Raw genomic sequence first — 15334 nt, 5'->3', positions numbered from 1 at the left:
ACAATCTATGCAAACAAATGCTCAAACACACGTGGCAAGTCTGGCTGACGGAATATCTGGCTGGCAATAAGGTCATGATCAAGGCCTAAAGACTTTTCGAGACAGGCAGCGCAAACAGATCGATAGTCGATTGTGGCCATGAGGTCTCTTTTTTCAAATTGGTCTTTTTTACTTAATCCAGGCCAGTCAGCAACAACACCGCTGCCAGACAATGTGCCCCCAGCAAGCAAACCCACACTTGCATAACCATGCTCTGTCCCAAGGGTGCCATTGCCCGCTACTGTGCGGCCAAATTCGGTTAGTGTTAAAATAATTGCATCATCCCATGCCTTACCTAACCCACGCCGATAACCCGCGATCACATCATCAACCACAACTAATTGCCTAGCCAGACGCCCTGAATCTGTGTCGCCTTCTTCAACCTGGTTTGCATGAGTATCAAAATTTTCAACGCGAATAACTGATGCCACTGGCCCATCTGCTTGTGCCATAGCCTGGCCAGCGTATTTGGCTAAGCTGGCTGGATCCCTCGGCACTTGTACATTCTCTTTACTTTTATTGGCCACCTTAGTGAATATTTGCGCAGCCTCCATTTGATGCCCCATAGCAATCATTTCTAACAAATCGGCGGCTGGTCGGCCAGATCCACGAATGCTCGCGGGGTAGAAATTATCGTTGTCACGGTATCCACGTAAAATCAACGGCATATCCAAAGACAAGGATCGTCCCGCAACACCTGCTAATTCTAAAGCACGCCCTAACCAACCCGTTTTCTCACTGAATGGCGACAGACCACCACCTTCGATCAAGTTTTGGCCTTCAAAATGGGAGCGTTTAGTGTACGGGAATGCCGTAGCGTGCACCGCGGATGCATGGCCTCGAGCCATCAGTTGGGCATAAAACTTCAGCGATGGATGTAAGCCAAAGAAGTCATTTAATGGCAAGTACCCTTCTGGTGAGATGGTCTTACGCATGCGCATTAGGTCTGGGTCACCAATAGGGGGAATTGTGGAAAGCCCGTCCATCCCCCCTTCTAAAATGATTACAGAGATACTGCCAGGTGGTTTGCCTTTTGCGAACCCTGTAATAGGCATCCCAGCAAGGAAGAGCGATGCGGCACCAGCCTTGAGTATGTTACGACGACCAACTGTTAACTTAGACATATTCCAACCCCATTAACTCAGGACTGCACATAAGGGTAATAAACTGGTCCCCGGGTGAAGCACCCACACTGGCTACTAAAGCCCGTGTTTGCTCCGCCGCCCCAATGCGGTCCATGATTTTATTGACCGACAAGCGTGTATTACCATTTTTATAGATCGCGTCAGCAAAACGAACCCGGCGCTCAAACATCTCTGCGGACATCCATTCTGCTTTATCGCTGGAGTAGCCATTGGGCTGTCGGGAGCTCCAAAATGACTGGCCTAATTCTTCTAACACCGCTTTACTGCTCATGAGGTTGTCATCATAGTCACCAATTTCTTCCCAGCCTTTAAAGTAGGTCGCTCCCGACAAACGAACTACCTGGAACAGCCATGTCATTGGCCACATGAATTTTGCCTCAGGCGCATCAATGGCAAGTTTAAACACTTGAGTGTGAATAGCCTGCAAATCACCATTACTCTGGTGCCACGCCAACTTAACAGACTCAATTTGATCTGTGCTCGGGTTATCACTAACAAAGTGCTGACACAGTTTGGCAGAAATGTGGTTAATGGTGTGGTCATGACTGGCAAGAAAGTCTGTTAATTGCCGCAGGCCGCCACGGCCGGCAGAAATTTTCTGCCCCATAACCTTTTTAGTGCCAGGCTCTGCCCAGCGTTTTTTGTAGGCGTTCCAATGGTTTGTGCCACCAGCTTTTTTGCGCATATCACCCAATTCTTCATCGAAGTTAACTCCCCAACCTGCCAATACTTGAGCGGCACCACGAATATCGTCTTCGGAATAACCAGCAGCAACAGAAACGGTATGGAGTTCTAGCACCTCTCGCCCTAGGTTGTCATTTAGGCCTGCCTGACAATCTTTTCGCTTGCGGCAGTCTTTGGCTTTTTCCGAACGCTCACCAGCACTGTGTATGTTATCCAAATAAGTGAGCATGCCTGGGTGGGTAGTCATGCCGTAAAGCATATCGGCGAAACTGCCATTGAGTTTGGTGAGGATGCCTTCGTCGATCGCATGTCCAATCATATTGGCAGTATCGAAGGTATTACCGATGGTGAAATGATTAGCCCAAAATGCCGTTAAGCGCAGTTTAACTTGGTCTGAACCATATACATTGCGGTGCACAAACTTAAGTTCGTCTTTCCTACGCATTAAATTTTCGAGTCTGTTCGCCTTGCGCGCAGCTTCTGTGTCCTGACCATTTTTACCCTTACGCGCCTGATCTTCTAAGGCCCGATTACGGCGCCACATACCAGCACGTTTGGCTAAATTCGGCTGCAGCTTATCAGGCCATTCAGTCACTTCTGTACTAGTGTTAGCTATACCCAATGCAGGTGATGGTGCTTGCAGTTGAAGCTCAATCCACGCTTCCATGTCTTGTGGCAAGTCCTGATCATAGCGAAACATCAGACCAAATCTTTGAGCAATTCTAAATTGCTTATTCATAACATCGACCACCCCTGAAAAGTAGATTAAAACCCGTTCAACAAAAGGTATATTAAAAGTCAGCCCAAACAACGTACCATAATTATTCTAGGAACATTTCCTAATTTGCATTGAATGTAACAGACCAATGAATACAACACATAAGCCAAAGCTTTAGAGAACACGGCCAGCGTCAATATAGAAGCCCAAACTTTAAGAGCAGCGGGCTGGAATACTGGCGCCAGACAGGCTTTGACCTGCAGATGCCCCAAACTAGTCATAGCGAACTGCTAAAGCTTCATGGGCCTGCGTTGAACTACCTTAAAATCGTTGAAGATACCACTAGGGGTGCAGAAATTGGACTAGCTTTACATCATTTTTGGAGATATTGTGAGACTTAACCTAAAAAAATAATAAACTGGAAGTAGATATGACAAAGTATACAGGGCAATGTTTTTGTGGTGCAGTTGAGTTAGAAGTAAGCGCAGAACCTATTGTCATGGCAATTTGTCATTGCACAGCCTGTCGCGCTTGGTCTGCAAGTCCCGTCAATGGTGTCGCGGCGTTTCCTCCAGAATCGGTTAACGTCACCAAAGGTAAAGAACACCTAACTAGCTTTGCGCAATCCGAAGGTCACGACAGGACATGGTGCAAAAAATGCGGTGGTCACGTTTATAACGATCATTCAGCCTCGTTAGGGATTATTGATGTTTATGCATCAGTTTTGAAAGAATTAAAATTCACACCAGTTGCTCATTTGAACTATGTGAACACAATCATGCCAATGAAAGATGGTTTACCAAAGTTCGAAGATTTTCCAGCAGATTTTGGTGGCAGTGGTGAAATGGTGGACGAATAGATCAAGGCCAAGGAAGCTGAATTATGGACTGACGATAAAGACTGGGCAGGGGTTGTTTGGCGATTAACAGGGTGTAAAGAATACACCTCATAGCAAATAATCAGACTCACAATTAAGACAAGTAGCCACTACCGCTATGACTACAATCAAGGAGCTTGAGCGCAGAACGAGATTTTTGCTAATGGAATCAGGGTTCTATTGGCATCAAATGATGCTCTGCTAGGTAGTAGCATCGTGACATTTAACTTCCTTTCGGTCTTTGCGAACCTAAACCGCAGTAGCTTTACATGCGGTTACATCAATTGATACAACCCTCACAAATTTTTTCTCCTCCAAAGGCGCCCATCAATAGCTGATAACCCCACTGCAATGAGAGCCATGCCTGCAAAGTGAATCCACTCAAGAGATTCATTTAAGAACATTAGACCCAACAATATCGCAGAAATAGGCACCAGCAATGTAACTAGCAATATATTTGTAGCCCCAGATGATGCCAAAATCTTAAAATACAGCACATAAGCCAAAGCTGTAGAGAACACGGCCAGAGTCAATATAGACGCCCAAACCGCAAGACTAGGCGCAGCTGGGCCAAATAATTCCAGAGGGCCATCAACATAAATAGCAATCGGAGCCAATATCAAAGTTGAGCCAGTGACTTGGCCGGCGGCGATGATGATTGGATTAAGCCCCATGGCTTTAAAGCGTCGACCAAAAACACTTGCCAATGCATAAGATAATGCCGCGACCAGTATGGCTATTTGAGCAAGAATGCTGACCTGTTTGGTGATATCTAAGCTAGGCATGCCAATCATCATTACTACGCCCACAAAACCAATAGCTACTCCCACCAGTTTCAAGGCTGTAGCACGTTCATCTGCTAGCAACAAACCTGCCACCACTACGCCAAATAAAGGTGTAGTTGCATTAAGCACCGACGCTAGCCCCGATTCAATGTATGTTTGACCCCAAACAATAAGGCTAAAAGGGATTACATTATTCAACAAGCCCATGACCAAGAAGACCACCCAAATCTTTAACCTTTTGGGCGGGCGTAAGCCCATAACAAGCACGATAAACCACAACGTAATCGCTGCTAGTCCTACCCGTAAGGTCACTATAGTAAGTGGAGGTAATTCTGCTACAGCAACCCCAACAAAAAAGAAGGACGCTCCCCACAATACAGACAGAGTAACGAGCATCAGCCACTCACGAAGGCCCATGGATGTATTAATAGATGATGTCATTATGAAAATCTCTAAGTGCGGATAGAGAGCCACTCCGCTCAATAGTGGATATTGGTGCCTTAGCAAGGATGTAATAGCTGTTAGACATACCGCATTCAATGACATTCTCACATTCTTAGTTCACTGTCAAAAGACTAAAATGCCTACTAGAATGTCTATTATTAGATCAAATGGCTAAATCTCCAGACAAGCTATCAAATGGATCTCTGGAAGCCTAATGTCGAGGTACTGACCACCGCTACTCTTTGATCTTCAATAAGATCCCGAGTAATATCAGAATCTAGTTGACGACCCCGCCTATCAAGCGGTCGTGATTGAATATATTAAAAAATTATTGAGTTGTAGTATGAAAAATGATGGATATGTAAAACATGTTTGACGATTTATCGGCTGAAAATCAGTTGCGATTTGATCTAGCCCTTATTCACCGCTATATGGCGGAGCATAATTGGAATGAAGGTGTTGTGAATCATTTAACAGCAATGTTGCCCGATAGTGACGAGCATTTTCTGGCTCTCCCATATGGTCTACATTGGTCAGAAGCCAAAAGTTCAGATTTTTTAGTAGCAGATTTTGATGGGAATGTGATTTCAGGGGTTGGCGAAGTTGAACCAAGCAATTTGAATATTCATGGGGCAATTCATCAAGAGGTGCCGCGTGCAAGAGCTATTTTGCATTCACATCAACCAAACATAACCGCACTGACATTGCTAAAAGATCAGACTGTAACTATGTCCAGCCAACATGCGCTGCGCTTTGCCGAACGTATGGCCTATCTTGACGTATATGGCGATCCTGCTGATCCCGCTATTGGTGACACTATCGTTGACAGTTTGAAAACTAAGGATGTATTGATGTGCGCCAACCATGGTGTCATCGTCTCTAGGCCCTATTTATGGGATGCTTTTGACGATCTCTATTTCTTGGATCGCGCATGTGAAATTCAATTAAAGGCCATGTATACAGGACGAGAGCTTAATATTATGCCAGACGCTATAGCTAATGATTACGGTCGAAAGATTATTAAGTGGAGCAAAATAGAAGGTGAAAAGCATTTTATAGCACTGCGCCGTATATACCATAAAAAATACCCTGATTTAGTTCAATGACCTAATTTGGTACCTTAGCGGTGGGTGTGCCCAACGTATTGATCGCATCAATGGCAAGTGATTTAGGATGGAGCATTGGCGAGTTGGCAGACCCACGGGCTGCGAATGGCTTTCTATGGACTGTCAGCACACTTGGTCTGGGCGACACAGGTGACTATTTCAGTGACTGTTCAATTTTACCCTTGAGTTGATCAAATGCACCATTGAGATAAGGTTCGAATTTACGCCACTGCTGTGAACTGCCTTGATAAACTTTTTGCCGTACTTGTTGATTGGACGCGGTGCGAACGCTTCGTTGGTTACTTTGGGGGGATAGACAGCCATGTTCCCACTGCAATTCAAGGTACTGAATTAGCTTTCTAGTCCCATCTTCTTGATTAATAGTGAGATTGTCATAGTTGAGGTCAAAAATACGATCTCCATAATGCCCCTGCCAAAACTGCATTAAGTCTTGATACAGACCAAAATACGTCACAATGTCTTCAAGGTCATAGCCATAACCCATACCTTTAGCTGCAAAATAGTGTTTGTAATTTGACCAACATGTGGCACAAGGGTCTCTATTAACATGGATTACTTTGGCATCTGGAAACGCCGAAAAGATCAATCCAACATATCGAAAGTTCCATGGCATCTTATCTGTCACCAGGGATCTAGCATCCGACCTTTTCTTTAACGCCTCAATATAGCGTTGCCTAAAGTCCGAAATGACCTCAGAGTTTGGTTTAATCAACCCCTTGGCAATAGATTGGCCGAACTTTTCAACATAACGCAATTCCCCAGCACCTGCCACTTCTGAGTGTGATGATACAATTTGCTCCACCAAAGTTGTTCCAGATCTAGGCATTCCTAATATAAAAATCGGCTTTAGTTCACTTTTTTCGCCAATCGAGTGCAAAGCAACCCCTGCAATACTGGGGAATGATTTCTTTAATTGACTGAACAGCTCTATGTCTTGTTTAATATCGTAAGAAAGTATTTTCTTTCGGAGTTCATTTCCAGCTTTTAGGTAAGTGAAAGACTGACCAATCTCGTTTAGGTCTTCAGATGCCTTACTTAGTGCAAAGCTAAGGTGGCAACGTTGGTCATCCGTAATAGTTGGGTCTAGGTATAGGTTCTGCATCTTAACAAAATGGTCGTCGTGTTCTTTATAACGGCTTAAGCTGCTGAGGAGCCGATGGGCCTCAGCATTGTCAGGTTGAATTTTTACAGCCTGGCTAAAGCTGTTTGCAGCTGCCTCTGAATTACCCTGCCCCTTGAGGATATCTCCCATATTATTATAGGCCTCAGCATAGTCAGGCTTAATCTTGAGAGCCTGTTTAAAGCTGTCTATTGCTGCTTCTTCAGCGCCCTTATCATTCAGGGCAACACCAATATTGTAATAAGCCTCAGCATAGTCAGGCTTAATTTTTAGAGCCTGTTTGTAGATGTCTATAGCTGCCTCTGGATCACCCTTATCCTTTAAAGCAACACCCATATTATTAACGGCCTCAGCATAATCAGGATTTATCTTTAGAGCCTGCTTGTAGTTCTTTATAGCTACCTCCGGCTGACCCTGAGCATTCAGAGCATTTCCCATATTATTATAGGCCTCAGCAAAATCAGGCTTAATCTTTAGAGCCTGCTTGTAGCTACCTACAGCCGCTTCTAAATCACCTTTACCCATCAGGGCGTTGCCAATATTATTATAGGCATCAGCATTGCCAGGCTTAATCTTGAGAGCCTGTTTAAAGTTATTTATAGCTGCATCAAGTTGCATTAATCCTGCATTAGAAGCCCCTGCAATATTGTAAAGGACAACAGAATTTGGAAATCTCTCTAGCATCTCAGTGGCATGAGACAAAGCTTGCTGCAGTTGTCCTTGATTATAGATGCTGATGACAGATTGCAACTGTTCCAAAGGAGGGTCTTGTGGCGCTACTGTTGGGCCTCCAACTAATGATTGGAGAGCGATTGACGCATTTTTATGCTTTGGAAACTTTTGCAAAATGTCTTGGTAAATATTTTTTGCTTCTTCTAGCTGGCCATCTTTGGATTTCTTCTTAGCAAGCCTTAAAGCCTTATCAAGTTTGGTCGTATGTAAGATATTGAACTTGGAAGAGTTTGAGCTTTTCACGCCCATGGTATTAGTCTCATTGATCTTCAACCCTTGCTCAGAGAGTTGTTGCTCTAGCTGATCGAATGCCTCACCGCTGGCTCCTTTTGCCTTAGCCTGGTCGAACACAGTTCTTGCCTCAGTAGAACGGCCTAGCTTCATCAAAGCATGTATGTAGCTTAGCCAGAATTGGCCTATGTTGGGGTTAGCCTCTAAAGCTGTTTTAAAGTACGGCAGTGCCTGTTGTGTTATACCCACACTAACAGCCAACACACCCATATTATAATTAGCATCGGGATGTTTGGGATGTGTCTGAAGAATAGCGGTGTACCACTTCTCCGCTTTTTGAACGTGGCCAGCTTTATGTGCTTCATTGCCCTTCTTTAGTGCTTCCTCTAATGTCAGTTCCACAAATCAGTCCGTAATCTATTCGTTCGTGCAATATTATACATGCTGGTGACTAAAAAAATATCTGATTTATGATGAATACCTGCCCAATAGGGTTATCCCAATCAGTCAAATTAACCTGTGCAGCACCTACTTAACACACCAACTGCGCCAATACTCGACCTGCTAACAGGGCTCACAGCATTACTAGTTCTACATCTGAGACTCCTGCTATGTTGAGCACTTCTGCCAGTAATGCCAAGAGGTCCATTAGATCGCTAAAGTCACTGCAGCCTTATTTGGCTGTGGACACACCATCCTAGGGTGTTGTCTTTCTACTCTTCTTACTAGCTTTTCTCTATAAGACCGTTCTTGTTATGCTATTTTAGAATATAGTTATATCATTTTATAGAATATATTCAGTATTCACAGCCTAAATCATTATTTTCATTGCACTTTAGCTGCGCTCTTGATAAAAATAGATAGTTTTTCATTGCTCAAAAAAGCCACAATAAAACATACTAATAACTCAGATAGATTTTTCTTTCTACCACATGCACAGGTAATTCCATGCTTATCGGTATACCCAAGGAACCTATGGTTGGCGAAACTCGTGTCGCTGCCACTCCAAAAACAGTAGCACAGTTAATAAAGCTTGGTTTTGACGTTTGTATTGAGTCTAGCGCGGGGCTTGCTGCCAACTTTGATGATGCTTCTTACGAAGCTGCTGGAGCATCTATTAACGCCGACACCAAAGCCGTGTACCAGAGTGATTTAGTGCTCAAGGTAAACCCTTTGTTAGAGCACCCTAATCAGAAGTGTCATGAGTTAGACTTGCTCAAACAAGGCGGTCACTTAATCAGCTTCATGGCCCCCGCCCAAAACGAAGACCAACTCAAACAGCTTGCAGAGCGCAATATAACCGCTATGTCTATGGAGTCGGTGCCACGCATATCGCGCTCTCAGTCGATGGATGCTTTGAGTTCCATGGCCAACATCGGTGGTTATCGGGCTGTGATTGAAGCAGCCCATCACTTTGGTCGTTTCTTTACCGGCCAAATCACTGCCGCAGGCAAAGTACCACCGGCTAAAGTACTGATTATAGGTGCAGGTGTTGCAGGACTTGCAGCATTGGGCGCAGCAGGTAGCTTAGGCGCTATCGTGCGAGCCTTTGATACCCGCCCCGAAGTAAAAGAACAAATTAACTCTATGGGTGCTGAGTTCCTAGAAGTAGAAATAGAAGAAGAAAGTGGCTCTGGTGATGGTTATGCCAAAGTCATGAGTAAAGCCTTTATTGAGGCCGAAATGGCCCTATTTGCCGAGCAAGCCAAAGAAGTGGACATCATCATTACCACGGCCATGATTCCCGGAAAACCATCACCCAAGCTAATTACCGCTGCAATGGTCGCTAGCATGACCCCAGGCAGTGTAATAGTAGATTTAGCCGCTGGTGGCGGTGGTAACTGTGACCTCACCGAACCCGGAAAAGTCGTCACCACAGACAATGGCGTGACGGTGATCGGCTACACAGATATGCCCGCTCGCCTGCCCAGCCAAGCCTCACAGTTGTACGGCACTAACTTAGTTAACTTACTAAAACTGCTTTGCCCTGAGAAAGATGGCAAACTCGTAGTCGACTTTGAAGACCCCATTATGCGGGGTGTTACGATAACTAAAGATGGCGCAGTCACATGGCCTGCCCCTCCTATCCAGGTTGCTGCGGCGGCACCTAAGAAAGCTGACGACAGCGCTCCTATTGAACCTGCTAAACAGGAGATATCGGTGCCTGTGAAGTATGGTTTAGGCGCAGCGGGCCTAGCTTTAGTAGGTTGGATTGCCCTCAATGCGCCGGCAGCCTTCTTAGGTCATTTTACAGTATTTGTATTGGCCTGCATTATTGGTTATTACGTGGTTTGGAACGTAAAGCATGCCTTGCACACCCCCCTTATGGCAATCACTAATGCGGTGTCTGGCATTATTGTTGTGGGGGCTTTGTTACAGGTGGGCGATGAGCTTAATCTCGTCTCGATTCTTGCGCTGATCTCTGTGCTCATCGCATCCATTAACATCGCTGGTGGCTTTTATGTCACCAAGCGTATGTTAAAAATGTTCCAGAAATAGGAGACGACCAATGCAAGCAGGTATGGTTATCACAGCTTACATTATCGCCGCTGTATTATTTATCATGGCCCTTGGCGGCCTATCCCAACAAGAGTCAGCTAAACGTGGTATTTGGTTTGGCATCGTGGGCATGGGTATTGCCTTAGTCGCGACTTTACTAAGCCCTAAGGTTATTAGCCTCACCACGGGGCTGAGCTACATTATCATTGCTATGTTAATTGGCGCAGCTATTGGCATTTATATGGCTAAGCGAGTGGCTATGACCGAAATGCCCGAATTGATAGCAATACTCCACAGTTTTGTGGGTTTAGCAGCAGTGTTTGTGGGTATTAATAGTTACTTAGATCATTCCCAAGAACTGACTCCGGTGATGCAAAATATTCACTTGGTTGAAGTATTCTTAGGAGTGTTTATTGGTGCAGTCACTTTTACAGGCTCTATTGTAGCCTTTGGTAAATTACGTGGCATCATGTCATCCAAAGCCCTTAACTTGCCCCATCGGCACAAACTAAATTTACTGGCTTTGCTGGCCAGTGCAGTCATGTTAGTACAATTTGTTAATCAAGGTGGCAACGATACCCACCTAATTATTATGGGTCTCATTGCCTTAGTGTTTGGCTGGCATTTGGTGGCCTCCATAGGTGGTGCTGACATGCCTGTTGTGGTGTCAATGCTCAATTCTTACTCCGGTTGGGCTGCAGCTGCCGCAGGTTTCTTGCTAGGCAACAACTTATTGATTGTTACCGGTGCCTTGGTAGGTTCTTCTGGCGCAATTCTCAGCTACATTATGTGCCGGGCCATGAATCGCTCCTTTATTTCCGTCATTACTGGTGGTTTTGGCAACGATCCTATTGTTAGCGATGAGGATGAGGAAGGTGAAGTGCAACCCACTACTGCCGAAGAAGTGGCCAGTATGTTGACCAATGCTAAGTCTGTGGTCATTACCCCAGGCTACGGCATGGCCGTGGCGCAAGCGCAATACCAAGTACAAGACATTACCCAAAAACTGCGGGCTCAAGGTGTAGAAGTACGCTTTGGTATTCACCCTGTAGCTGGACGTTTGCCAGGCCATATGAACGTATTGTTGGCAGAAGCTAAGGTACCTTACGACATCGTTTTGGAGATGGACGAAATCAATGACGACTTAGCCAATACTGATGTGGTGCTGGTGATAGGCGCCAACGATACGGTTAACCCAGCAGCGAAAAAGCCAGGCAGCCCCATTGCAGGTATGCCAGTACTCGAAGTATGGCACGCTAAAAACGTGATTGTATTTAAGCGTGGTATGGCATCGGGCTATGCTGGAGTACAGAATCCTTTGTTCTTTATGGACAATACCAAAATGCTGTTTGGTGATGCAAAGAGCTCGTGTGACCAAATAGCGAGTAATATTTGATGGGCCATTAGGTTTTAAAGGCCTGTGGACCATTGATAGAATGGTTTATGGGCCTTTTTTGTGCCTTATGGAAAAGTTGTAATCATCAGCTGCTATTAAAACAACTATTTGATGGCAGAAGATCGCTGCACTGTTAGCAAAGCCACGCCAAACACAATCACTACACCGCCAATTAACATACGTTGATTCACCGGCTCTCCTAAGAACAACCAGCCCCCCAAAATAGAAAACACAGGTAGCAAAAGCAGATAGGGCCCTGCTTGAGACGCCGGGTAACGGCCCAGCACATGATACCAACAGGTATAACCAAGCGCTGTCATAACTACCCCTAAATAGGCCACTGCACCCCATACGGCAATTCCTGCATGGCTAATGTGATACCAGTGCTGATCTTCAACGAGAAGAGAAGCCACAAATAATTGGGGTGCAGCAAATACCGAAACCCAAGCAATGGTGCCCATACCCGAAAGACGGTCAGGCTGACTCTCCGTTAAGCGACGCATTAAAGCCTGTCCTAAGGCCCACATAAAAGCCCCACTTATAGCTAAACTTATGCCTACCCACTTACCCAATAAGTTAGGGGCGCCCGTAAGAATATAGATGCCCACAAATGCAACAGCTAAACCCGCTAGCTGTCGGACGGTAAGACGATCACCAAGCCAAACAGCGCTAATGAGCAATAAAAAAGGCGTTTCAATCTGCACAATCAAGGCTGTTGTGCTGGCGTCCAGTAGTTTCAAGCCATTATAAGACAAGCCATATTGCAAGGTAGAGCCCACCAGCGCAACCAGTGCTAAAGACTTACGCATGCCCCTTGGTACGGGCACAAACCACACCAACAATAAAGCCGTAACGGAAAACCGAAGAGCCATCAGTAAAATGGGTGGAAACTGATCAACCGCGGGTTTGGCTATCACTAAGCCCATACCCCAGACTAGGGGTACCATGAGGGCAATCAACGCATCAGTTGGTTTCATATACTGGGCCTTAGCTTTGTGGCTGCTCGCCTAAAGCTATGTTTGATTTGCATGCAGGGGCCTATGGTTCCTTCTGCAGGAATTGACTCTGGGTCAAGGGCATCTTTAATTCTTTTATAATAATATCAACATATTTATTAATTTTACAACTGGCTGTTCACTAGCCTGGATAATCGGCCTTTAACCGCGCAGACATACCAACGGTTCCTCTCCCACGCACGATAAAGGAGGTCTAAGTGACAGATTATTCACAACACCATCATCACAAACAAGTTCATTAAAAAGCACTACTTTTTTAGACGTGAATACCAATAGTTTGCTAATTACACATATATTGCTATGATGTGCTCAGTCAATACGCTAATCCTTAGCTTGGCTAAACAAAAATAACAAACTCTTATGAGGCAGTATATGATTGATAATATCGTAGGTAGTATTAAAAAGTTAACTGAAGCGGGTATGGCACTTATTGCACTAGCCATTGTTTTAGAAGTGATTTTTGGTGCTAACGTGGCTTTTGTAGGTGTTGGCGTTGTTGAGAATGTTCTCAGCATTGTTGGTACTCTAGGCGGAGAAGGTTTGGTAGGTTTAGCCTCAATCGCAGTCATCTACGCTCTATTCAACCGAAAATAGAGTACGTTTAGCTGTATAAAAGCCCACGCATATGTGGGCTTTTTTGATTCTACGGTGGATAAAGAGCCTACCAAGCACCATGCTACTGTAACCCTCCAAAAACATGAAACTAATGCCACCCAAAGTACAGAAACTGAACTAGATTTAAATCGAGTTCAGTAATATTATGAGGGCTAGCCTAAAATTCATCGGCGCCAATTAAACTAAGCAGTGTTGGCCTTTGTGGGGTGACCCAATAATAAAGCGAACTTAGCTAATGAAGAGGTCATTGCTTGATTTACCCTAAGGTTAGCCAAAGCTCATTAGTGCTTCTTGCAGCAGCTATTGTGTCTGCCGTGCTCGGTTCAATCCATGCATTTTCTATACTCTTAGTGCCTCTAGAAACACTGTTTCTCACCACACGTTCTGCTGTCTCACTCACCTATTCTCTTGCTTTAGTCTCGTTATCTATTGCCGTGTTACTTGGCCATCGCATTTATGGCCGATCATCCCCTGCAGCTATTGTTATGGCTGCATGCATGTTAGCTGCTATCGGGACTTTTATTGCTGGGATAGGGGACTCTCTCTCGGCTGTATGGCTCGGCTATGGAGTGATTTTTGGTGCAGCCAATGGACTTGGTTACGGGTTTGGATTGCAACTTGCGGCTCAGGCCAATCCTGGGCGCGAAGGCTTGGCTATGGGCATTGTAACAGCAGCGTATGCTTTCGGAGCGGTTGTATCCCCCACCCTATTCAGTGCCATATTAGAAACCCTTAGTTTTCGAGCTGTAATGGTGGCGCTGACGACGGTGTTGCTAGCCTCAGGCATATTGAGTGGGGCAATACTCAAGTGCGTTGGGGCAAAATTTCGCACAGATAAGCATCGCTCTATCACCACCTCCGCTTCGCTTCGAAGTCAGCAGCTCTTGTGGCTCGGGTATTTTGGAGGGGTGTTAGCTGGCCTCATGGTCATTGGTCATGCTGCTGGGGTTGCAGCCGCATTGCAGCCAGGCATTTCGCCCTGGCTCGCGCCTATGGTGATAGCAGCCTTTAATTTGCTTGGCAGTCTGATTGGTGGTCGCCTCGTTGATAAAGTGAGACCAGAAGGCTTGCTGGCCGTGTTGGCTGTGATTACAACTTGCGCACTCATTAGTTTGGTCGCGTTTGGAAGATTAGGCGGGCTCTTGATTAGCTTAAGTGTTATCGGCTTTGCCTACGGCGGCACCATTGCGGCATATCCAGCCGCCATCGCAAAGCTGTTTGGCGTTAAGGACAGTGCTAGAATTTATGGCCGTGTGTTTACAGCATGGGGATGCGCCGGACTGCTTGGTCCATGGTTTGCAGGTTTGCTTTTCGATATAAGTGGAGACTACCAATTAGCTTTACTGATTGCCGCCGCTTTTAGCCTGGTTTCGGTCCTGGCCGTGGCTCTATTATCAGTAGTCCATCGGCATGCTCGTGGTTAATTTTAATACATGACGGCCGTCGCTCAGTCGATATCCATTGAATTTTACTGCTCCTTTTGGTGATGCCTATCGCACGAGCGTAGGCAGTATTTCGACAAACCCCAACCCGACGTGCTACATGGCTAGCACACTCTCGAATCACGTTTCACAGTTTGCACTATTGGACTTGCTTATCCATTTTAACGACACATACCAAAAGCACGCAGGCAGTACAATTAAGGCTCCAAGTAGCAATAAAACAAAAATAATCGGTGCTAACTAGAACTTCTTGCGAGCTTTCATGAAGCCCCATAAATTTTTAATTAGATCTAACATTAAAATGGATTCTTCATACTGGTTTCAATTTCTTCACTGTTAACAATTCTGTAACTCAATAATGTGTAATCAAGCTTTCTTGAAAGTAAATCTTTACCAAAGAGCTTGATAACTAGGCCAAAAGGCATCAACACACAGTAAAATATCACGCCTAAGATAAATTGCTG

The 15334-nt window shown here is 45.2% G+C and carries 11 protein-coding genes; 6 read left to right on the top strand and 5 right to left on the bottom strand.

Translation table 11 applies throughout. The annotated features are described in order from the left end of the window. Nucleotides 1–5: 5 nt before the first annotated feature. Entirely contained in the window at nucleotides 6–1163 is a 1158-nt protein-coding gene (locus tag ABXT70_RS00710; protein WP_443641265.1) for a DUF1501 domain-containing protein, read from the bottom strand. Beyond that, entirely contained in the window at nucleotides 1156–2607 is a 1452-nt protein-coding gene (locus ABXT70_RS00705) for a DUF1800 family protein (protein WP_443641264.1), read from the bottom strand. Before ABXT70_RS00705 ends, ABXT70_RS00710 begins: the two co-directional genes overlap by 8 nt. 409 nt (nucleotides 2608–3016) lie before the next feature. Here ABXT70_RS00705 and ABXT70_RS00700 point away from each other — a divergent pair, with 409 nt between their 5' ends. Continuing rightward, nucleotides 3017–3445 (top strand): GFA family protein, encoded by a 429-nt coding sequence (locus ABXT70_RS00700; protein ID WP_443641263.1) that lies wholly within the window; start codon nucleotides 3017–3019, stop codon nucleotides 3443–3445. A 314-nt stretch (nucleotides 3446–3759) separates the two neighbouring features. On the opposite strand, the gene ABXT70_RS00695 is transcribed toward ABXT70_RS00700, so the two are convergent. Continuing rightward, on the bottom strand, nucleotides 3760–4689 hold the full coding sequence (locus tag ABXT70_RS00695) for a DMT family transporter (protein WP_443641262.1): 930 nt from the start codon (nucleotides 4687–4689) through the stop codon (nucleotides 3760–3762). 371 nt (nucleotides 4690–5060) lie between these two features. Between ABXT70_RS00695 and ABXT70_RS00690 the strand changes: the two genes are divergently transcribed. Beyond that, complete coding sequence (locus ABXT70_RS00690; RefSeq protein WP_443641261.1) at nucleotides 5061–5798, top strand: class II aldolase/adducin family protein; 738 nt, start codon at nucleotides 5061–5063, stop codon at nucleotides 5796–5798. A gap of 154 nt (nucleotides 5799–5952) precedes the next feature. Here ABXT70_RS00690 and ABXT70_RS00685 read toward each other — a convergent pair whose 3' ends face one another. After that, complete coding sequence (locus ABXT70_RS00685) at nucleotides 5953–8304, bottom strand: tetratricopeptide repeat protein (protein WP_443641260.1); 2352 nt, start codon at nucleotides 8302–8304, stop codon at nucleotides 5953–5955. Between the two features lie 546 nt (nucleotides 8305–8850). Between ABXT70_RS00685 and ABXT70_RS00680 the strand changes: the two genes are divergently transcribed. Continuing rightward, the gene (locus tag ABXT70_RS00680) at nucleotides 8851–10401 is read left to right on the top strand and encodes a Re/Si-specific NAD(P)(+) transhydrogenase subunit alpha (RefSeq protein WP_443641259.1); all 1551 of its coding nucleotides are present in this window, start codon (nucleotides 8851–8853) and stop codon (nucleotides 10399–10401) included. Between the two features lie 10 nt (nucleotides 10402–10411). Continuing rightward, nucleotides 10412–11797 carry a Re/Si-specific NAD(P)(+) transhydrogenase subunit beta gene (gene pntB, locus ABXT70_RS00675; RefSeq protein WP_443641258.1) on the top strand — a complete coding sequence of 462 codons (1386 nt, stop codon included), beginning with the start codon at nucleotides 10412–10414 and terminating at the stop codon, nucleotides 11795–11797. Between the two features lie 104 nt (nucleotides 11798–11901). Here the strand turns inward: pntB and ABXT70_RS00670 are convergent, their stop codons facing one another. Next, nucleotides 11902–12774 carry a DMT family transporter gene (locus ABXT70_RS00670; RefSeq protein WP_443641257.1) on the bottom strand — a complete coding sequence of 291 codons (873 nt, stop codon included), beginning with the start codon at nucleotides 12772–12774 and terminating at the stop codon, nucleotides 11902–11904. A 411-nt stretch (nucleotides 12775–13185) separates the two neighbouring features. On the opposite strand from ABXT70_RS00670, the gene ABXT70_RS00665 reads away from it, so the two are divergent. Together ABXT70_RS00665 and ABXT70_RS00660 are read left to right on the top strand one after the other, a co-directional pair. Further along, the gene (locus tag ABXT70_RS00665; RefSeq protein ID WP_443641256.1) at nucleotides 13186–13407 is read left to right on the top strand and encodes a hypothetical protein; all 222 of its coding nucleotides are present in this window, start codon (nucleotides 13186–13188) and stop codon (nucleotides 13405–13407) included. 272 nt (nucleotides 13408–13679) lie between these two features. After that, the gene (locus ABXT70_RS00660) at nucleotides 13680–14852 is read left to right on the top strand and encodes an MFS transporter (protein WP_443641255.1); all 1173 of its coding nucleotides are present in this window, start codon (nucleotides 13680–13682) and stop codon (nucleotides 14850–14852) included. Nucleotides 14853–15334 lie beyond the last annotated feature (482 nt).

Origin of the sequence: Candidatus Njordibacter sp. Uisw_039 (assembly GCF_047730075.1) — a bacterium.
GTDB lineage: Bacteria > Pseudomonadota > Gammaproteobacteria > Pseudomonadales > Balneatricaceae > Njordibacter.
Note: the sequence above shows the minus strand (reverse complement) of the source record. Positions and strands in the feature narration are given on the sequence as shown.